Source organism: Pseudomonas sp. MWU12-2029 (assembly GCF_023242425.1).
GTDB classification, from domain to species: domain Bacteria; phylum Pseudomonadota; class Gammaproteobacteria; order Pseudomonadales; family Pseudomonadaceae; genus Aquipseudomonas; species Aquipseudomonas kribbensis.
Map to the genome: position 1 here is coordinate 1 of NZ_JALJDY010000015.1, position 19,560 is coordinate 19,560.

General features: G+C 60.6%; 19 protein-coding genes. 11 read left to right on the forward strand and 8 right to left on the reverse strand.

The window, feature by feature from the left end:
- The first annotated feature begins 41 nt into the window (after positions 1-41).
- Together M5B44_RS26835 and M5B44_RS26840 are read left to right on the forward strand one after the other, a co-directional pair.
- Entirely contained in the window at positions 42-407 is a 366-nt protein-coding gene (locus M5B44_RS26835) for a DUF6124 family protein (protein ID WP_248741140.1), read from the forward strand.
- An 88-nt stretch (positions 408-495) separates the two neighbouring features.
- Entirely contained in the window at positions 496-855 is a 360-nt protein-coding gene (locus tag M5B44_RS26840; RefSeq protein ID WP_085712433.1) for a DUF6124 family protein, read from the forward strand.
- 99 nt (positions 856-954) lie between these two features.
- Here M5B44_RS26840 and M5B44_RS26845 read toward each other — a convergent pair whose 3' ends face one another.
- Positions 955-2,652: an AMP-binding protein gene (locus M5B44_RS26845; protein ID WP_248741077.1), complete on the reverse strand. Its 1,698-nt coding sequence runs from the start codon at positions 2,650-2,652 to the stop codon at positions 955-957.
- 201 nt (positions 2,653-2,853) lie between these two features.
- Here M5B44_RS26845 and M5B44_RS26850 point away from each other — a divergent pair, with 201 nt between their 5' ends.
- Genes M5B44_RS26850 through M5B44_RS26865 form a run of 4 tightly spaced genes read left to right on the forward strand, consistent with a single transcriptional unit; the run spans position 2,854 to position 8,415 of the window.
- A complete protein-coding gene (locus M5B44_RS26850; RefSeq protein ID WP_039767508.1) occupies positions 2,854-4,017 on the forward strand; it encodes an isovaleryl-CoA dehydrogenase in 1,164 nt (387 codons plus the stop codon).
- 12 nt (positions 4,018-4,029) lie between these two features.
- A complete protein-coding gene (locus tag M5B44_RS26855) occupies positions 4,030-5,637 on the forward strand; it encodes a carboxyl transferase domain-containing protein (protein ID WP_007951515.1) in 1,608 nt (535 codons plus the stop codon).
- A 13-nt stretch (positions 5,638-5,650) separates the two neighbouring features.
- Entirely contained in the window at positions 5,651-6,466 is an 816-nt protein-coding gene (locus M5B44_RS26860; protein WP_248741078.1) for a gamma-carboxygeranoyl-CoA hydratase, read from the forward strand.
- Positions 6,466-8,415: an acetyl/propionyl/methylcrotonyl-CoA carboxylase subunit alpha gene (locus M5B44_RS26865; protein ID WP_248741079.1), complete on the forward strand. Its 1,950-nt coding sequence runs from the start codon at positions 6,466-6,468 to the stop codon at positions 8,413-8,415. Before M5B44_RS26860 ends, M5B44_RS26865 begins: the two co-directional genes overlap by 1 nt.
- Before the next feature lie 39 nt (positions 8,416-8,454).
- Here the strand turns inward: M5B44_RS26865 and M5B44_RS26870 are convergent, their stop codons facing one another.
- The gene (locus M5B44_RS26870; RefSeq protein ID WP_248741080.1) at positions 8,455-9,111 is read right to left on the reverse strand and encodes a LexA family protein; all 657 of its coding nucleotides are present in this window, start codon (positions 9,109-9,111) and stop codon (positions 8,455-8,457) included.
- A 129-nt stretch (positions 9,112-9,240) separates the two neighbouring features.
- On the opposite strand from M5B44_RS26870, the gene M5B44_RS26875 reads away from it, so the two are divergent.
- A complete protein-coding gene (locus M5B44_RS26875) occupies positions 9,241-9,579 on the forward strand; it encodes a DUF6124 family protein (RefSeq protein ID WP_114884082.1) in 339 nt (112 codons plus the stop codon).
- A 151-nt stretch (positions 9,580-9,730) separates the two neighbouring features.
- Here the strand turns inward: M5B44_RS26875 and M5B44_RS26880 are convergent, their stop codons facing one another.
- Positions 9,731-9,949 carry a hypothetical protein gene (locus tag M5B44_RS26880; RefSeq protein ID WP_134827404.1) on the reverse strand — a complete coding sequence of 73 codons (219 nt, stop codon included), beginning with the start codon at positions 9,947-9,949 and terminating at the stop codon, positions 9,731-9,733.
- Positions 9,950-10,046: 97 nt separating this feature from the next.
- Here M5B44_RS26880 and M5B44_RS26885 point away from each other — a divergent pair, with 97 nt between their 5' ends.
- A complete protein-coding gene (locus M5B44_RS26885; protein ID WP_248741081.1) occupies positions 10,047-11,198 on the forward strand; it encodes a M14-type cytosolic carboxypeptidase in 1,152 nt (383 codons plus the stop codon).
- 149 nt (positions 11,199-11,347) lie between these two features.
- Positions 11,348-12,556 carry an MFS transporter gene (locus M5B44_RS26890; RefSeq protein ID WP_248741082.1) on the forward strand — a complete coding sequence of 403 codons (1,209 nt, stop codon included), beginning with the start codon at positions 11,348-11,350 and terminating at the stop codon, positions 12,554-12,556.
- A 9-nt stretch (positions 12,557-12,565) separates the two neighbouring features.
- On the opposite strand, the gene M5B44_RS26895 is transcribed toward M5B44_RS26890, so the two are convergent.
- The 5 genes from M5B44_RS26895 to M5B44_RS26915 form a co-directional block, all read right to left on the reverse strand.
- Positions 12,566-13,111, reverse strand: coding sequence for a cytochrome b (locus M5B44_RS26895; protein WP_248741083.1), 546 nt, complete (start codon positions 13,109-13,111; stop codon positions 12,566-12,568).
- Positions 13,108-14,202 (reverse strand): catalase family peroxidase, encoded by a 1,095-nt coding sequence (locus M5B44_RS26900; RefSeq protein WP_248741084.1) that lies wholly within the window; start codon positions 14,200-14,202, stop codon positions 13,108-13,110. Before M5B44_RS26900 ends, M5B44_RS26895 begins: the two co-directional genes overlap by 4 nt.
- A gap of 121 nt (positions 14,203-14,323) precedes the next feature.
- Positions 14,324-15,088, reverse strand: coding sequence for an enoyl-CoA hydratase-related protein (locus M5B44_RS26905; RefSeq protein ID WP_248741085.1), 765 nt, complete (start codon positions 15,086-15,088; stop codon positions 14,324-14,326).
- 46 nt (positions 15,089-15,134) lie between these two features.
- Positions 15,135-16,469: a hypothetical protein gene (locus M5B44_RS26910; RefSeq protein ID WP_248741086.1), complete on the reverse strand. Its 1,335-nt coding sequence runs from the start codon at positions 16,467-16,469 to the stop codon at positions 15,135-15,137.
- Positions 16,466-18,028, reverse strand: coding sequence for an amino acid adenylation domain-containing protein (locus M5B44_RS26915; RefSeq protein WP_412546981.1), 1,563 nt, complete (start codon positions 18,026-18,028; stop codon positions 16,466-16,468). Before M5B44_RS26915 ends, M5B44_RS26910 begins: the two co-directional genes overlap by 4 nt.
- A 274-nt stretch (positions 18,029-18,302) precedes the next feature.
- Here M5B44_RS26915 and M5B44_RS26920 point away from each other — a divergent pair, with 274 nt between their 5' ends.
- Both M5B44_RS26920 and M5B44_RS26925 read left to right on the forward strand, forming a co-directional pair.
- Complete coding sequence (locus M5B44_RS26920; protein WP_248741141.1) at positions 18,303-18,809, forward strand: RNA polymerase sigma factor; 507 nt, start codon at positions 18,303-18,305, stop codon at positions 18,807-18,809.
- Positions 18,806-19,558, forward strand: a complete 753-nt coding sequence (locus M5B44_RS26925; protein ID WP_248741088.1) for an anti-sigma factor family protein — start codon at positions 18,806-18,808, stop codon at positions 19,556-19,558. The genes M5B44_RS26920 and M5B44_RS26925 overlap by 4 nt, the downstream gene beginning before the upstream one ends.
- Positions 19,559-19,560 lie beyond the last annotated feature (2 nt).

Sequence of the window (19,560 nt, forward strand, 5' to 3'; positions counted from 1 at the left end):
TGGGTGATGGCTCCTTGAAGTCTGCGATAGGAGTTTCACGTATGTTCAAAGCCACACCAAACCCGCCAGAAACCGATTCAATTCCCTACGACGCCGCACTCGAAGCCGAAAACATAAAAACGGCCACCGAGCGGGCGATCAATCATTACCTCGATCCCGGGGCGCAGAAGACGTCCAAGCCATCGCGCAAGCCCGGCAAGATCTATCTGGTCAATCCAACGGTAGATGACGAAACGCTACTGGTCGAAGCGTGCGAAACGCTGTCGTCGGCCAGTGACATGGCCCGGGATATTGGCGACACCGTCGATCCGTCGCAGCGCAAGGCGATGCAGATACTGCAGCAGGTCATCATGCTGAGTGAGCTGCTGATCAATCGTGTGCTGGATAACCATCACGTCTCGCGGTAGTTGCCGCCTCGGTGAGGGGCTTGTCCCCTCACTGCCTGGCAGCCGTCTACACAAATTCTCAAGCGACTCTTGTCCGGAGTTTTAGCTGATGTCCACGACCGTCATTCCACCGTTAGAAGATCCGGTGTCCCCCTATGAGTTTCCCGATTCAAGAAAACTCCACGACGCGGCCGAACGCGCCCTCGACTATTACCTGACCCCCGCAGCCCGGATCATGGCCACGCCCTACACCCCAAACGACATGTTCATGGTCAACCCGCAAACCGACACGGAGTCCTTGCTGGCCAACGCCTGCGAATCCCTCGCGTCAGCCACGGTCATGCTCGGTGACTTTGCCGGCCTGCTGGAAGGGCCGAACCGCAAGACCCTGTTGGGCATTGCGCAAGTGGTGATGTTGGGGGAATTGGCAGTGAATCAGGCGTTGGAAAATGTAGAGGTAAAGCAATAAGCGCCGCTTTCGAAGCCAGGGTCCGCGCCCTGGCTTCGAAGGCTTTGATCGATATAGAAAGTTGACACTGTGGGAGCAACGCCCCCACAGATTTTTTCCTCAGCCCTCGTTACTGCGCAACTCCTCGATACTGATCTCACGCATCCGGAATTTCTGGATCTTGCCCGTCACCGTCATCGGAAACTCCTCCACAAACTTGAAATGACGCGGCGTCTTGAAGTGCGCGATGCGTTCCTTGCACCACGTTTGCAGCTCTTGTTCGGTGGCGCTGTGGCCGGGATGGAATTTAATCCAGGCGACGATTTCCTCGCCGTAACGCGAGCAGGGAATGCCGATCACCTGCACGTCCGCCACCGCTGGATGGGTGAAGAAGAACTCTTCCAGCTCACGTGGGTAAATGTTTTCGCCGCCACGGATGATCATGTCCTTGTTACGGCCGGCGATGCACACGTAACCCTCGTCGTTCATGCTCGCCAGGTCGCCGGTGTGCATCCAGCCCGCTGCGTCGATGGCTTCAGCGGTGGCATCCGGGTTGTTCCAGTAGCCGAGCATCACGCTGTAACCACGGGTACACAGCTCGCCGATGGTGCCGCGCGGAACCGGATTGCCGGCCTCGTCGATGATCTTGCTTTCGAGTTGCGGTTGGGTGCGGCCGACGGTGGTCACGCGCAGTTCCAGTTCGTCGGAAGGCCCGGTTTGCAGGGACACGGGGCTGGTTTCGGTCATGCCGTAGGCAATCTGCACTTCGCTCATGTGCATTTCGCTGATGACCCGGCGCATCACCTCGATCGGGCACGTGGCGCCGGCCATGATCCCGGTGCGCAGGGTCGACAGGTCGAACTCTGCCCGTTGCGGCTGATCGAGCATGGCGATGAACATGGTCGGCACCCCGTACAGGCCCGTGGCCTTTTCTTCGGCGACGGTGTTCAGGGTCAGCAGTGGATCGAAGGCATCGTTGGGGTAAATCATGGTGCTACCGTGGGTGATGCAGCCCAGGTTGCCCATGACCATGCCGAAGCAGTGATACAGCGGCACCGGGATCACCAGGCGATCGGCGGCGGTCAGGCCGAGGCTTTCGCCGACCATGTAACCGTTGTTGAGGATGTTGTAGTGACTGAGGGTCGCGCCCTTGGGGAAACCGGTGGTGCCGGAGGTGTACTGGATGTTGACCGGTTGATCGAAGTGCAGGCTGTCGCTGCGTTCACGCAATTGTTCTGGAGAGACACTGGCGGCCAGATCTGCCAGTTGCGACCACGGGAGAAAACCCGAAGGCGGCTGCGGATCAAGGCTGATCAACCCGCGCAGCTCCGGCAGGCGCTCACTGCGCAGTTCGCCGATGGATTGCTCGGCCAGCTCCGGCAGCAAGCCTTGCAGCATGCCGTGGTAGTTCGAAGATTTGAAGGCACCGGCGCAGACCAGCCATTGGCAACCGGATTGCTTGAGGACGTATTCCAGTTCGGAACTGCGATAGGCCGGGTTGATGTTGACCAGAATCACGCCGATTTTCGCAGTGGCGAATTGAGTGACGCACCACTGTGCGCAATTCGGCGCCCAGATGCCGAGCCGGTCACCGGCCTGCAAACCCAACGCCAGCAACGCTCTGGCATGCACGTCCACCGCGTCGGCCAGTTGCCGCCAGGTGTAACGCAGCTGCTGATGGCGCACCACCAGCGCCTCGTCGCCCGGGTACTGCCTGACGGTCTCGTCGAACTTCTGCCCGATGGTCATCGCCAGCAAGGCTTTGTCCTGGGAACCACTGGTGTAGCTGCGCTGCGGATTTGCACTGGGTTGATCCATGACGACCCCTATTGTCTTTATTAGTGGGTGTTGGACCGGAGCCATATGAGCTCCGACCGTTCAGAACTGGCCCTACTCTCGCTCAAGTTGACGTTAACGTAAAGGGTGATTGACAGCCATTCGTCACAGGCTTACGTTAACGTAAAGGTGAGAGCCAAACCGCCGCCCTCCCCGCCCTACAAAAAAGCCAAAAGGTGACCCATGAGCTACCCATCCCTGAACTTTGCCCTCGGCGAAACCATCGACATGCTGCGCGATCAGGTTCAGTCCTTTGTTGCCAAAGAGATCGCCCCGCGCGCCGCGCAGATCGACAGCGACAACCTGTTCCCGGCCGATCTGTGGCGCAAGTTCGGTGACATGGGCCTGCTCGGTATCACCGTGCCGGAAGAATACGGCGGCGCAGGCCTGGGTTACCTGGCGCACGTGGTAGCGATGGAAGAAATCAGCCGTGGCTCGGCTTCGGTGGCGTTGTCCTACGGCGCTCACTCCAATCTCTGCGTGAACCAGATCAACCGCAACGGCAACCACGAACAGAAAGCCAAATACCTGCCAAAACTGATCAGCGGCGAACACGTCGGCGCACTCGCCATGAGCGAGCCAAACGCCGGTTCCGACGTGGTCTCGATGAAACTGCGCGCCGATAAACGCGGCGACCGTTTCGTGCTCAACGGCAGCAAGACCTGGATCACCAACGGCCCCGACGCCAACACCTACGTGATCTATGCCAAGACCGACCTGGAAAAAGGCCCGCATGGCATCACCGCGTTCATCGTCGAGCGCGACTGGAAAGGCTTCAGCCGCAGCAACAAGTTCGACAAGCTCGGCATGCGCGGCTCCAACACTTGCGAGCTGTTCTTCGATGACGTCGAAGTGCCGGAAGAAAACATCCTCGGCGTGCTCAACGGCGGCGTGAAAGTGCTGATGAGCGGCCTCGATTACGAGCGCGTCGTGCTGTCCGGCGGCCCGACCGGAATCATGCAGTCGTGCATGGACCTGATCGTGCCGTACATCCACGACCGCAAGCAGTTCGGCCAGAGCATCGGTGAATTCCAGCTGATCCAGGGCAAAGTCGCCGACATGTACACCCAGCTCAACGCCAGCCGCGCCTACCTCTACGCCGTGGCCCAGGCCTGCGAGCGCAACGAAACCACGCGCAAGGACGCCGCCGGCGTGATCCTCTACACCGCCGAACGCGCCACGCAAATGGCCCTGGATGCGATCCAGATTCTCGGCGGCAACGGCTACATCAATGAATTCCCGGCCGGCCGCCTGCTGCGTGACGCCAAGCTGTACGAAATCGGCGCCGGCACCAGTGAGATCCGTCGCATGCTGATCGGTCGCGAACTGTTCAACGAAACCCGCTAAACGGAGCTGTCCATGGCAATCCTGCATACCCAGCTCAATCCTCGTTCAGCGGAGTTCGCTGCCAACAGCGCGGCGATGCTCGAACAGGTCGACGCCCTGCACACCCTGCTCGCCCAAGTGGCACAGGGCGGTGGCGCGAAAGCTCAGGAACGTCACACCTCGCGGGGCAAACTGCTGCCCCGTGAGCGGATCAACCGCTTGCTCGATCCGGGCTCGCCGTTTCTGGAAATCAGCCAATTGGCCGCTCACGCCGTTTATGGCGAAGACGTGCCGGCCGCCGGCGTGATTGCCGGGATCGGTCGCGTGGAAGGCGTCGAGTGCATGATCGTCGCCAACGACGCGACCGTGAAAGGTGGCTCGTACTACCCGCTGACCGTGAAGAAACACCTGCGCGCCCAGACCATCGCCCAGCAGAACCGTCTGCCGTGCATCTATCTGGTGGATTCCGGCGGCGCCAACCTGCCGCGTCAGGACGAAGTGTTCCCGGATCGCGAGCACTTCGGGCGGATCTTCTTCAATCAGGCAAACATGAGCGCCATGGGCATTCCGCAGATTGCCGTGGTCATGGGCTCGTGCACCGCCGGCGGCGCTTATGTGCCGGCGATGGCTGACGAAGCGATCATGGTGCGCAATCAAGCGACGATTTTCCTCGCCGGCCCGCCGCTGGTGAAAGCAGCGACCGGTGAAGTGGTCAGCGCCGAAGACCTCGGCGGGGCCGATGTGCATTGCAAGATTTCCGGGGTCGCCGACCACTACGCCGAAAGCGATGAGCACGCCCTCGCCCTCGCCCGCCGCAGCGTCGCCAACCTCAACTGGCGCAAGCTCGGCGAAGTGCAGCAGCGCGCGCCGATTGCGCCGCTGTACGCCAGCGACGAGTTGTACGGTGTGGTGTCGGCGGACGCCAAACAGCCGTTCGACGTGCGTGAAGTGATTGCGCGACTGGTCGACGGTTCGGTGTTCGATGAATTCAAGGCCTTGTTCGGCACCACGCTGGTATGCGGTTTCGCCCATCTGCACGGCTACCCGATCGCGATCCTCGCCAACAACGGCATCCTGTTCGCCGAAGCCGCGCAAAAAGGCGCGCACTTCATCGAACTGGCCTGCCAGCGCGGCATCCCGTTGCTGTTCCTGCAGAACATCACCGGCTTCATGGTCGGCCAGAAATACGAGGCCGGCGGCATCGCCAAACACGGTGCGAAACTGGTTACCGCCGTGGCCTGCGCCAAGGTGCCGAAATTCACCGTGATCATTGGTGGCAGCTTTGGCGCCGGTAACTACGGCATGTGCGGGCGGGCCTATGATCCGCGTTTCCTGTGGATGTGGCCGAACGCGCGGATCGGCGTGATGGGCGCCGAACAGGCGGCCGGCGTGCTGGTTCAGGTCAAGCGCGAGCAGGCCGAACGCAGCGGTCAGGCGTTCAGCGCCGAGCAGGAAAGCGAGATCAAGCAACCGATTCTCGACCAGTACGAAGAGCAGGGTCACCCCTACTATTCCAGCGCGCGACTGTGGGACGACGGCGTCATCGACCCGGCGCAGACCCGCGATGTACTGGCCCTGGCCTTGTCCGCGTCGTTGAACGCGCCTATCGAACCGAGCCGCTTCGGCGTGTTCCGGATGTGATCGGGAGAACCTCATGAGCGACTTCAACACCCTCGAATTGCAAAGCGATCCACGGGGTTTCGCGACCCTGTGGCTCAGCCGCGAAGAAAAGAACAACGCGTTCAACGCCGAGATGATCCGCGAACTGATCCTGGCGCTGGACAAGGTCGCCAGCGACGCCAGCCTGCGTTTCCTGCTGGTGCGCGGACGTGGCAAACACTTCAGCGCCGGCGCCGATCTGGCCTGGATGCAGCAATCGGCCGAACTCGATTACCACACCAACCTCGACGACGCCCGGGAACTGGCGGAGCTGATGTACAACCTCGCCAAACTGAAAATCCCGACCGTGGCCGTGGTGCAAGGCGCGGCCTTCGGCGGTGCGCTGGGCCTGATCAGTTGTTGCGACATGGCGATTGGCGCCGATGACGCGCAGTTCTGCCTGTCGGAAGTGCGCATCGGTCTGGCGCCAGCGGTGATCAGTCCGTTCGTGGTGCAGACCATCGGCGAGCGCGCGGCACGGCGTTATGCGCTGACGGCCGAGCGCTTCGGCGGGCAGCGGGCGCGGGAAATCGGTTTGTTGTCCGAAAGCTATCCGGCGACTGAACTGGAGCAGAAAGTCGAACAATGGATCGACAACTTGCTGCTCAACAGCCCCGCCGCCATGCGCGCCAGCAAGGATCTGCTGCGTGAGGTCGGCAATGGCGCACTGACCCCGGCCCTGCGCCGCTATACCGAAAACGCCATCGCCCGCATCCGCGTCAGCCCGGAAGGTCAGGAAGGTCTGCGGGCCTTTTTGCAGAAGCGTCCGCCGAGCTGGCAAGCCGCAACCACCACCAAGGAGCCGCGTTGATGAGCGCACCTGTTCTCACCACCCTGCTGGTGGCCAACCGTGGCGAAATCGCTTGCCGGGTCATGCGTACCGCCAAGGCACTGGGCCTGACCACCGTGGCCGTGCACAGCGCCACCGACCGTGAAGCGCGGCACAGCCGTGAGGCGGATATTCGCGTTGATCTGGGCGGCAGCAAAGCGGCCGACAGTTACCTGCAAATCGACAAACTGATCGCAGCGGCCAAGGCCAGCGGCGCTCAGGCGATTCATCCGGGTTATGGCTTTCTGTCAGAGAACGCCGGGTTTGCCCGCGCAATCGAAGCGGCCGGCCTGATTTTCCTCGGCCCGCCGGCCTCGGCCATCGATGCGATGGGCAGCAAGTCCGCCGCCAAAGCCTTGATGGAAACCGCCGGTGTGCCGCTGGTGCCGGGCTATCACGGCGAGGCGCAAGATCTGGACACCTTCCGCGATGCTTGCGAACGCATAGGCTACCCGGTGCTGCTCAAGGCCACCGCTGGCGGTGGCGGCAAGGGCATGAAAGTCGTAGAGGATGTCAGCCAATTGGCTGAAGCGTTGGCCTCCGCCCAGCGTGAAGCGCAGTCATCGTTCGGCGATTCGCGGATGCTGGTGGAGAAATACCTGCTCAAGCCGCGTCATGTGGAAATCCAGGTGTTCGCCGATCAGCACGGCAACTGCCTGTACCTGAACGAGCGCGACTGCTCGATCCAGCGCCGGCACCAGAAGGTCGTTGAAGAAGCTCCGGCACCGGGTCTGAGTCCGGAATTACGCCGGGCCATGGGCGAAGCGGCAGTGCGTTCGGCGCAGGCCATCGGTTATGTCGGCGCCGGTACGGTGGAGTTTCTGCTGGACGCTCGTGGCGAGTTCTTCTTCATGGAGATGAACACGCGGTTGCAGGTCGAACACCCGGTCACTGAAGCCATCACCGGGCTCGATCTGGTGGCCTGGCAGATTCGTGTCGCCCGTGGTGAGGCGTTGCCGATCACTCAGGATCAGGTGCCATTGAACGGGCATGCGATTGAGGTTCGGTTGTATGCGGAAGATCCGTCGAATGACTTCCTGCCGGCCACCGGGCGTCTGGAACTGTATCGCGAATCCGCCGCCGGGCCGGGGCGCCGCGTGGACAGTGGCGTAGAGGAAGACGATGAGATTTCCCCGTTCTACGACCCGATGCTCGGCAAGCTGATCGCTTGGGGCGAGGATCGTGAACAGGCGCGTTTGCGGCTGCTGAGCATGCTCGATGAGTTTGCGATTGGTGGATTGAAGACCAACATCAACTTCCTGCGGCGGATCATTGGTCATCCCGCATTCGCGGCGGCGGAACTGGATACCGGGTTCATTCCGCGTTATCAGGAACAGTTGCTGCCAGCGCCAGCTGCGCTGAGCGATGAGTTCTGGGATGCGGCGGCGCAGGCTTTCGCACAGAGCTTGCCGGGGGCAGTTCGATCGGATGATCCGGCTTCGCCTTGGGCGCTTCACAGCGGTTTGCGCGCCGGGTTGCCTCGTGAAATCACTCTGCATTTGAGTTGCGAAGGGCAGGATCGGGCGCTGACGCTCGGTGCTGGCGACAATTCAAAGCTGATCGGCGAGCAACTGATGATCGAGCATGACGGGCTGCGTCGACAGCTGTGTGCGATTCGTCGCGGAGAGGTTCTGTATCTGCAATGGGACGGCGAGTTGCGGCGCGTTGAAACGTACGACCCGATCAGCGCTGTCGAAGCCAGTCACAGTCATCAGGGCGGCCTGACCGCGCCGATGAACGGCAGCATCGTGCGGGTTCTGGTGGAGGCCGGGCAATCGGTTGAAGCCGGGGCACAACTGGTGGTGCTGGAAGCGATGAAGATGGAGCACAGCATCCGTGCCCCCCATGCCGGCGTGATCAAGGCGCTGTATTGCCAGGAAGGCGAAATGGTCAGCGAAGGCAGCGCACTGGTCGAGCTGGAAGACGCTTGAGAGGTGGATCGATCCTACGCCTGGCGAGGATCGATCTGACTAGTATTTGGCCGATGCCTGAACCACGACACCGATGATTCGGCACTCATCGGTAAACAAGGCCTTCGGCCAGGTCGGATTGAGCGGTACCAGGTAACGCTGGCCGCCCTCTTCGACCAGCTTGCGAAAAATCGCTTCATCGCTGTCCGGCCATTGGACGATCACCAGCTTTCCGGGTTCGGCCTCCAGCGCCGGGTCCACCAGGATCAACATGCCCTCGCCGATGCTCTGCCCGGTAGGCGCGGTCATCGAATTGCCCACCACCGTGAGCCAGAACGCTGGGCCACGGGCGTGGTAATCCGTCAGTTCGAAACGTCGCTTGTCCTTGCCGCTCGAATAGACCGGTTGGGCTTCACGGGCCTCGATGGGCGTCTTCCAATCGCTGACCGGGTAGCGGAAATAAGGGTTGTACTTCTGCGCCAGCGGCATTTCGTCGTCCTTGTCGACTTGCGGTTCGCGGATCACCACCGCGACTTCGAGATACTCCATGCCCAGCGCTTTCAGCACACGGTTCATCTGCGTGATACCGGGCTCACGGCGTTTGTTCAGCCAATGGCCGATACCGCCCTGAGACATGCCGACGCGCTCGCCGAGCTCGACTTGAGTGACGTTGAGTTCACTCATTTTGGCCTTGACCAACTCAATCCATTTATCCATGTGCGGCACCATACGTGCCCGTCCCGGGCCATCAAAACACATATTGTAGTATTTAAATTCTGGTCACAAATACTCTAGGTACTATTCTTGAGTCACGGATTTGAATCGACCAAGGAGTGACCTTTCACCATGAATATCACCAGCAACGACCTGCCCGACCTTCAAATGGATACCACTTTCAAGTCTCCACAGGGTTGCGCTGCCGCACAGCGGGCATTGGACTATTACTTGAAACCGGCTGTGTCAGAACAGGAAGTGGAAGAACGTTTTTTCGGCGTGAACAGTAATTTGAGTGGCGAAGAATCCCTGGTCCACGCCTCGGACTTGCTGCGGTGTGCGGCGGCCACGGCATTCAAGGCTGCAGACGGCTTGCAGGGCGTCAGTCGGGATCTGGCGTTTTCGGTCGTGCACATGGTGGACATGGCACGGGCGATGGTCGATCACTCGCTGGACGGCGGTGTTCGCTGAAGACGGACAGGAAAGAATTTTCCAATCGCGCAGATAAAAACGTTTGACTTGCAAATGATAATGATTATTATTGCAAGAAGCTGGTCGCGAGATCAGTCGATGGACCAGAGACCTTAGGTCGGTCTTCTGGACTATCTCCTCATCAGGCTAATCACGGTTTTTGACCCGGCTTTTTGCCGGGTCTTTTTTTTGCCAGTTTTCTGGCTTGTGGCTTCAGGCTAATGAAGTCTTTGGGTGCTGCAAATTCGGTGGCGCGGATAATATCAAAAGAATATCGCTTGGCAAGGGAACCCCGTCCGCATTGGGGAAAAGTAATGCCAATTAGCACTTGAGAATCAATCGCACAGCTACTAAGCTGCACCCGCGTCATGGAAGACGCCCCCCGCCACACCCCGCAATTTCCCTCGGTTTCACCCCTGTCTTGCGTGTAAAGTAGCCGCCATAAAAATCATATTCAGGAACCGATTATGACCGTGGCCAAATCTTCGTTCGACATCAGCGCCAACTTCGACAGCGGCAACATCCAAGTCATCGACATCAGCAACCCGCTCAACCCGGTTCTGGCAATTCGGCCAGATACCCGCAGCGCCCATTTCCAGTGGTTCCACTTCAAGGCCAGCGGCCTGCATGTTCATCAGGAACACTGGTTCCGCCTGGTCAATGCCAGCCAGTCCTCCTACAACAAGGCCTGGACCGGCTATCAGGCCGTCGCTTCCTACGACCACGTCAACTGGTTCCGCATTCCGACCCAATTCGAAGGCGACAGCCTGCGCTTCTGCCTTGAAGCCGAGCAGACCCACGCCTGGTTCGCCTACTTCGAACCTTACAGCCGTGGCCGTCATGACTGGCTGATCGAGCAAGCGCTGACCAAGGCCGGCACTGAACTATTGGCCACTGGCAAAAGCGTCGAAGGCCGCGACATCCAGCTGCTGCGCAAAGGCACCGGCGCCGAAGGCCGACGCAAGATCTGGATCATCGCCCAGCAGCACCCCGGCGAGCACATGGCCGAGTGGTTCATGGAAGGCGTGATCGAGCGTCTGGAACATCACAACGATCCAGTGCTGAACAAGCTGCTGGAAAGTGCCGATCTGTACCTGGTGCCGAACATGAACCCGGACGGCGCCTTCCACGGCCATCTGCGCACCAACGCCATGGGCCAGGACCTGAACCGCGCCTGGCAGAGCGCCAGTCAGGAAGTCAGCCCGGAAGTCCTTTTCGTACAGCAGCAGATGGAAAAGTACGGCGTCGATCTGTTCCTCGACGTACACGGCGACGAAGAAATTCCCCACGTATTCACCGCCGGCTGCGAAGGCAACCCGGGCTACACTTCGCGGATCGAGAAACTCGAAGAGCACTTCCGCAGCCATCTGAAACACACCACCAAAGACTTCCAGACCAAGTACGGCTACACCCGCGACGAACCGGGTCAGGCCAACATGACCCTGGCCTGCAACAGCGTCGGTCAGAAATTCGACTGCCTGTCGTTGACCCTGGAAATGCCGTTCAAGGATCACGATGATGCGCCGAACCCGCTCACCGGTTGGTCGGGCCAACGCTCGAAACAATTGGGCAAGGACGTGTTGACCACCATCGCCGACATGGTCGACACCCTGCGCTGATCCCCCCTGCTTCTCGCCCCATGAAAGATCGCAGCCCTGTCTGCGATCTTTTTTTTGCGCTGCACTTTCACCCAATCAAGTTGCAAAACAAAACCAGATTATCTACCGTCATTCCAGTTTCCATTTGAAACCAGAAAAGGAATCAGGACATGAACGCGCAAAATCTTGGCAGCAGTGTTGTACTGCTGTTCGCCATCGCCTGCGGCCTGGCCGTGGGCAACGTGTATTACGCGCAACCGTTGCTGGACGCCATGGCCGACGCCTTCAACCTGTCGCCCGCGAGCATCGGCATCGTCATCACGCTGACTCAGGTTGGCTACGGCGTCGGGCTGGTTTTGCTCGTGCCGCTCGGCGATCTGCTCAACCGCCGACGCTTGATTGTCACGCAAACCCTGCTGTCGGCCGCAGCATTGCTGATGATCGCCTTGGCAACCAACAGCATCTGGCTGCTGATCGGCATGACCCTGACCGGTCTGCTCGCCGTCGTCACTCAAGTGCTGGTGGCCTACGCTGCAACTCTGGCCATCCCGGCGCAACGCGGTCGTGTCGTCGGCGTGATCACCAGCGGCATCGTGGTCGGCATTTTGCTCGCACGCACCGTGGCGGGCGGGATGGCGGATCTGGCCGGTTGGCGGGCGATTTATCTGTTGTCGGCGGGGCTGACGCTGATCATGGCGCTGTTGTTGTTTCGTGTACTGCCCAAGGACGAGAACCCACAACCGGCAACGTCCTACGCCGCGTTGATTACCTCGGTGTTCAGCCTGTTTCGAGAGGAACCAGTGCTGCGGCAACGGGCGATTCTGGCCCTGCTGACCTTCGCCAGTGCCATGGTCCTGTGGACACCAATGGTTTTGCCGTTGGCCGCCCCGCCGCTGTCGCTTTCCCACAGTGAAATCGGATTGTTCGGACTGGCCGGCGCGGCTGGCGCATTGGCCGCCGCAAGAGCCGGACACCTGGCGGATAGAGGTCTCGGGCAATGGGTCAGCGGCCTGTCCCTACTGCTGATGCTCGGTTCGTGGCTGCCGATCGCATTTACCCAATCCTCGTTGTGGGCGCTGTTGCTCGGGGTGATCACCCTGGATCTGGGCTTGCAGGCTGTGCATGTCACCAGTCAGAGCATGATCTACAGCGTCCGCCCAGAGGCACAGAGCCGACTGACCGCCGGCTACATGCTGTTTTACTCGATTGGCAGCGCCCTGGGCTCCATCGCCTCGACGGCCATGTACGCCTGGGCAGGATGGCCGGGCGTCTGCTGGCTCGGTGCTGGAATCAACATCATCGCGCTGCTGTATTGGTGGCGAACATTGGCACCGCAAAAACGTGGCGAGCAGATGTGCACACTCGCCACGCCGGATTAACGTCTGCGGTCAGTTGCGATTGCGTCCCCGCAGCATGCTGTCGAGCACCTCGTCGCGGCGCACCCAACCATGGAACAGCGCCGCCGCCAGGTGCAGCAGCACGGTCAGAAACAACAGATACGCCAGATAACCGTGCGCCTTGCGCAACAGCGCAAACACCTGGGCATCCGCCGGCAGGATTGACGGCAACTGCAACGAATGGCCAAGCATCACCGGATCGCCCGCCGCGCTGATCATCGCCCAGCCCAGCAGCGGCAACACCAGCATCAATGCGTACAGCAACAGGTGCGACGCCTTGGCTGCCATCACCTGCCAGCCCGGCAGATCTTCCGGCAGCGGCGGCTGACGCGTGCCCAGCCGCACCAGAATGCGCACGATCACCAGCAACAGGATCGCAATACCCAGCGGCTTGTGCAGGTTGATCAGCCATTCATGCCGCGCCGACACCGAAGTGACCATGCCGGCCCCGATGAACAACATGGCAATGATCATGACTGCCATCATCCAGTGCAGCAGCCGCGCCAGCGGATTGAAATGTGTCGGTGGCGTTCTCATGGGCGTGCCTCCTGCTTGCCAGTGGGCAATTGACTGACTTCGCTGGTGCGGCGCAGGTAGGAATCGGCGTAACCGGCTGAACGAGCGGCAAGCAACGGGTCGTCGGAACCTTCAATCCCGGCGGGCAGGACCAGTGGGTCGTAGTTGATGTCGCGGCATTCGCCACTGAGTTGCGGCTGGGTCTTTTCCAGCACCAGGGTGCCGGCGTTCAGCATTTTGCGACCGGCAGGCCAGACCTTGCTCGCGTCGTTCACCGGATCGTCAGCGTTGGCCAACGTGATGTTCAGCTGAAAGCGCAGCGGCCCCTCGGCCAGACGTTGCACCAAGTCTTTTTCGAGAAAGTCGCTACCTTCCGGAGCCGTAGCTCCCGCTGCATCCTGCGCCAGCGGCGCCATGCTCCAGCGCACGGCCTGCTTCTTGCCGCTCGCGTCGACCAGATAGAACGCGTTGACACTGTTGTAAGTCTCGGTCACGTAGCTGGCCGAAGGTTTGGCCGTCTTCACCCAGGTCAGGAACGGCACGGCTTCAGGGTGGGCAGCAAAAAATGCCGGGACTTTGGCGGGATCGGGTTTGCCGGTCGCCGGATCCGGCGACTGCGCCTGCTGCAACTGATAGAACGCTTCCGGGGTGCCCACCGGGAACACCGGCATGCTGTTCATCCCGGTGCGCCATTGCTGGCCGTTGGCCTGGGTGAAACGCAGCGCCAGGCTGCGAATCGGTACGGCGCTGTCCGGTGCATAAGGATTACCCGCCGGCAGCGCGAATCGCCCGACGACCGGAGTGCGTGGCTCATTGAACACCTGCGCGACAGAGTAAGGACGCGCCTCGCCACTGCTTTCGAAATGGCCGATGACGCAAACACCCTTGGCGTGATTGCGACGAAACCCGGGATGCACGCCGTTGTTCTTTTCCAGCACATCGACCAACGCCTTGGGTGTCAGTCGTTGTGGATCAAAGTTGCCGTGAACGTAGGCAAACGCCCCGGCCACGGCTGCGACAACCACGGCGATACCGCCGAGACGCAACACCAGGCTCGCGGCACTCAATGGCGGGCGTTGTGGCCCGCCGGGCGGTGAGCTGCGATCAACCATGAAAAACTCCAGGGCCATCGGCCATAGGGAAAGGTGCTATGAGACGCACGCCTCGTAGGTTTATTCCCTTTGAACTGTAGTTTCTTTCACGCTGTGACGCGCGAGCTCACTTCCGGGCCGGCTACATCAGATCAAACCGTGGCTCGCGCTTTTCCAGAAATGCCTGCATGCCCTCCTTTTGGCCGGGCGTGGCAAACAAGCCGTGAAACGAACGTCGCTCGAACAGAAGGCCTTCGCGCATCCCTGATTCATCGGCCCGCTCCACCGCCTCCCGCGCAGCCCGTGTCGCGGTGCGAGGGAAGCCGCCAATCCGCCGTGCAACCGCCAATCCTTCTTCGAGCAAATGCTCGGTGGCGACCACCCGCGATACCAGACCCGACTGCTCCGCCTCACGAGCGGACATCGAGCGGCCCGTGAGAATCATGTCCATGGCTTTTGCACGACCGATCAAACGAGTCAGACGCTGCGTCCCTCCCATGCCCGGCATCACTCCCAAGGTGATTTCAGGCAGACCGAACGTTGCGGACTCGGCCGCCACAATTACGTCACACATCATTGCCAACTCGCACCCTCCGCCATAGGCAAACCCCGCGACTGCTGCGACCTTCGGAGTACGCAGCGCGGCGAACGCGTCCCAACCGGCAAAGTAATCTTCCTGAATCATGTCCAGACAAGACTTTTCGTACATTTCCTTGATGTCGGCACCTGCCGCGAAGTAATCCTTCGTACCGGTGATCAGGAAACACCCGACACCCGGATCGCCATCCAGTGCTTGCAGGGTTTCCAGCAGTTCACGCATCAATTGCGCGCTGAGCGCATTACGGGCCTGGGGCCGGTTGAGGCGAATCAACACCACGCGCCCCAGTCTTTCGATCAATATATTCATCGCAGTCTCTTTCTATGTAAGGGGAAGGAAAACGGTAATACGCCCGTCAGGAATCCCAGATCGCACCGTAGGCCGGAATGCCCCGCCCCTCCATTTCCTTGACCACACGCTCCGTCAACGTCTGGTTGGAAATGCAAATCACCGCCTCCGCACCGTGGCTTCGAACAGCTGAGTAAGCCAGCGCCACCAGTTCTGGCTTGCCCAACAGATCGGTGTCCCAGATATGGGCATCGGGTTGGGCTTGAAGAATTTCATCGACCAGCGCATCGCCGTAGGTCTTTCGCGGACTGCGGGTCGACCAGATCAGATGAATGGGCACCTGCCCCGCCAACAGATGCGGCAAAACCGGGCCGATCCCGCTGCCAGTGGCGACATAAACCACCGACTTGAACAGGGTTTCGATACGGGCGACCCCGGCGGTGGTGATGCCCTTGACCCAGACATGGGTTGGCGGTTGCTCGATCAGTTCGCCTGTCCAGTCACCCGCCCGGGAAATGATCAAACGAAAACCGCGCTCGCCTGGTGCAGGAATATTCGCAAAGGAATGCCATTCCCACAGAGGATTGCGACTGATTGCAGTTGAGGATCCAGCGAACGGCGTATGGTGATCGAAGCGGGCAATGACCGCGTGTGACGAGGGTTTGACCAACGTCACCGGCACCCTGCGCAGACGCAGCCAGGGCAACGCAATGCTGAGCGTCAGCACCGGCAGCATCCAGAACGACACAGACGTCAGCAACACCTGTGTCAGATCCGTCGCTGGATTGCGGTCACGGGCAAACACCAGCGTCATGGCCCAGAACAGCAGCAAGGCAGCCCAACCGGCAAAACGGTGTGTACGTTCAAAACCGTTGTGAAAGCGCGAACGAATCCCTGGCATCGCCATGATCGCCATCAGCAACAACAACCCCAACAACGTGCCGCTGATCGCCAACAGCGTCAGCGAAACCCCACCTACGCCTTCGATCCGTTGCCAGACCAGCGAGCCGAACAGCGCGATAAACCAGGCAATCGCCGCCATCGCTCCACCACTATGCAACCCCCCAAAGTGATAGACCTTGGCCAGAGACCGACGAATTGCCAAAGGCCAGGTCGTAGGTGCACGAGTGGCCAGCCAGAACAGTATGTTGATCAGGTACTGCTGACGTATCAGGATCGCCATCGACAAGTTGATCAGCACCAGTTGCGACAACACTTCCAGATCGCTTCCCGACGCTGACCACCACTGTCCGGCAGTCAATCCATGCCCGAGCGCAACGAAATTGCAGATCAACACCAGCGCGACCAGCCGGTTGTAATGGGAAAACAGCGGCAACGTGCCCAGACGTCGCCATAACGCACGTGGCTCGGGCAAGGTGACGCCTGTGTCCAGGCCACTCATTGCACCGCCTCCTGTTCGGCGGCGACACGCTGTGCGTGGTGCGCCTGCGCTCGCTCGAGCAACAGGCGTTTGTCGACCTTGCCCCGCGAGGTCAGTGGAATTTCATCGACCGGCAGAATCATCGAAGGAACGCAGTAATAGGCCAGACGCTCTTCGCAACGGCGTCGTGCCGCATCGACGTCCGTGGAAGCGGGATAGACGAAAGCCACCAGATTGCGGTTATCGAACTTCAATGTGACGGCGCGCTCACAACCCGGTGTCGACTCCAGTGCGGCCGACACCGAATCCAGCTCGACCCGAAAGCCCCTGACTTTCACCTGATCATCCACACGTCCCAGGTGCTCCAGTTCGCCCTCATCGGTCCAGCGCCCCAGATCGCGGGTGCGAAACATCATGCGTCCCTGCCCCAGAAACGGATCGAGACGATAGCGTTCAGCAGTCAGTGCGGGGTTGCCCAGATAGCCAGCCGTCACACAATCGCCACCGGCCCACATCTCGCCCTGTTCGCCCGGCCCGCACAATTGCCCCGCTTCATCCAGCACATAAACCGTGTTGTTCGGCGTCGGTTTTCCGATCGTCAACCGGCCCGTGCCCTTGTAATGCTGCAGGGTGTTGATGATGGTGGTTTCGGTGGGCCCACAGGCGTTATAAAAATTGCAAAAGGACGCCCAGCGATCGGCCAACGGCTGAGGACAGGGTTCGCCTGCAAGGGCTACCACCTTCACCTGACTGCAGCGCGCGGGGTCCAGCGTGGCGAGAATCGATGGCGTTGCGATCAACACATCGCATTGCTCGGCCGTCTCGGCGATGTCCTTGCCGCGAATAATCAGTGTTGCGCCATGAGCCAGGCAGCCCAGAACTTCCCAGGCCGCCATGTCGAAAGCGATGTTGAGGATCTGGCCGACTTTCAAACCTGGCCGCATACCGAGATTGCCGGGAGCGGTCAGCAGAATATTGCAGACATTGCGTTGGGTAACCCTGACGCCATTGGGTTGCCCGGTCGTGCCGGAAGTGAACAACACAAAGCACAGCGCATCCTCGGACGGTGCGCCATTCCCTACGTTCAAGTCATCGGCGATCGAGCCTGGCGAATCGATGAATGCGTCCAGATGGATGCATTGCTGCCCCGCCGTCAGGGGAATGGCAGGCGCGAGTGTGGAAAGCGTCAGGACCACCCGCGTCGAGGCGACTTCCATGATGTGGCGCAATTGAGTCGCAGGCGTTATGCCAACATGTTGTGGAATATAGGCGGCCCCTACCTTCAATGCGGCAAGCATGCCCACCAGCATCGGGATAGAGCGCTCGACAAACAAAGCGACATGATCACCAGGCACCACGCCATGAGCCTTCAGCGCTGTGGCCAGCCGGTTGGCCTGACGGTTCAGTTCACCGTACGTGAGGGTTTGCCCCTGAAAACACGCGGCCAGATTCTGCGGGTGAGCCGCAGCCTGCTCTTCGATTGCGCGATGGATCAACGAGAATCCAGGCTCGACCACCGGACCGCATCCGTACTGACGCCAAGCGTCAGACTCGACCGAAGATGTAAACGGGGTACCCATTGCGATTGCATGCATCTCAAACTTTCCTATTGCTCAAATTGTCGTTCCAGCCAAATCAGCCACCGGCCGCCGTCAGGCTGTTTCGATGGTTGTTTGCGCGTGTCGGACGGGTTGAGCCGGGAAATTTGAATCCATTACACGGACTACAAGATGCGGTGAGTTTTCCTACATAGCGGGTTATAAAATCTTTCAGCCCGCAGGATGGAATAAGCTGTGTCGAGAGGCGTCTCTCCTTATGACCACCGCGCTTCTGAGCCAGAGCATGCCCCCTGCCATGAACACACTCGACGAACAACTTCGCGAAGTGATCCCCCGATTGCGACGCTTTGCCGTGTCGTTGACGCGCAACGCCAGCAGCGCCGACGACCTGGTCCAGGCCAGCCTTGAACGTGCCCTCTCCAGTTGGGGTGACAAGCGTGCCGAGGGCGATCTGCGCGCGTGGCTGTTTTCGATCCTGTATCGCCAGTTCCTCGATGCGCACCGGCGTTCCCGGCGCTACGCGCGAATGCTCGAATTCTTCACCGGTCGCGATGACGCCGAACCCTCGGTGGAACGCACCGTCATTGCCCGATCGACCCTGCAAGCCTTCGATCGCCTGCCCACCGAACAGCGCGCCCTGCTGCTGATGGTGTCGGTGGAAGGCTTGACCTATAAGGAGGTCGCCGAGATTCTCGACGTCCCCACCGGCACCGTGATGTCGCGCCTGTCCCGCGCCCGCCAGGCTTTGCGCCAGCTCAGCGACGGCGAAATCAGCAGCCCTTCCTTGCGGATACTCAAATGATCAGCCTGCCCCCCAGCGAGCGTGATTTGCACGCCTACATCGACCACCAGCTCAGCGACGCCGACCGGCGTGTGCTGGACAACTGGCTGGCCAGCCACCCCGACGACGCCGCGTTGATCCGCGCCTGGCAACAGGATGCCCAGCACCTGCGCGCGGCCCTCGGTGGCGCGTTGCAACAACCGGCCAACCCGGATCTGGACCCGGCGCTGATCCGCCAGCGGCTCAAGCATCGTTCACGCCGGCGCTGGGCCAGCGCGGCGGTGTTGCTGATAGCGGTCAGCCTCGGTGGCGTCAGTGGCTGGCAGGCCCGGGAAATGACCCTCGTGCGCTCGATAGCGCCGATGAGCGATGCCCTGCAGGCGTACCGTCTGATCGCTCAGCAAGGGATCCTGCCGGCGGACTACAAGGACGGCGGCGCAGGTGACATGCAGCGCTGGCTCGACCGCTACTTCACGCAGGCCAACCGTCTGCCGGACCTGACGGCAGCCGGGTTTCAACCGGTCAGCGGCCGCCTGCTGAGCACCGAAGAAGGCCCGGCGGCGATGGTCATGTATGAGGATCAAAACGGGCACAAGGTCAGTTTCTACGTGCGCCCGCCAGGGCCGAAAAATACCTTTCTGCCACGGGGTAGCCGTCGCGACGGGGATCTGCAGGCCGAGTACTGGTCCGGCGACGGTTACAACTATGCAATGGTCAGTCCGACCGACACCCCGGCGGCGCCGTTGCTCCAGCACACCGAGCGCTTCTAGCC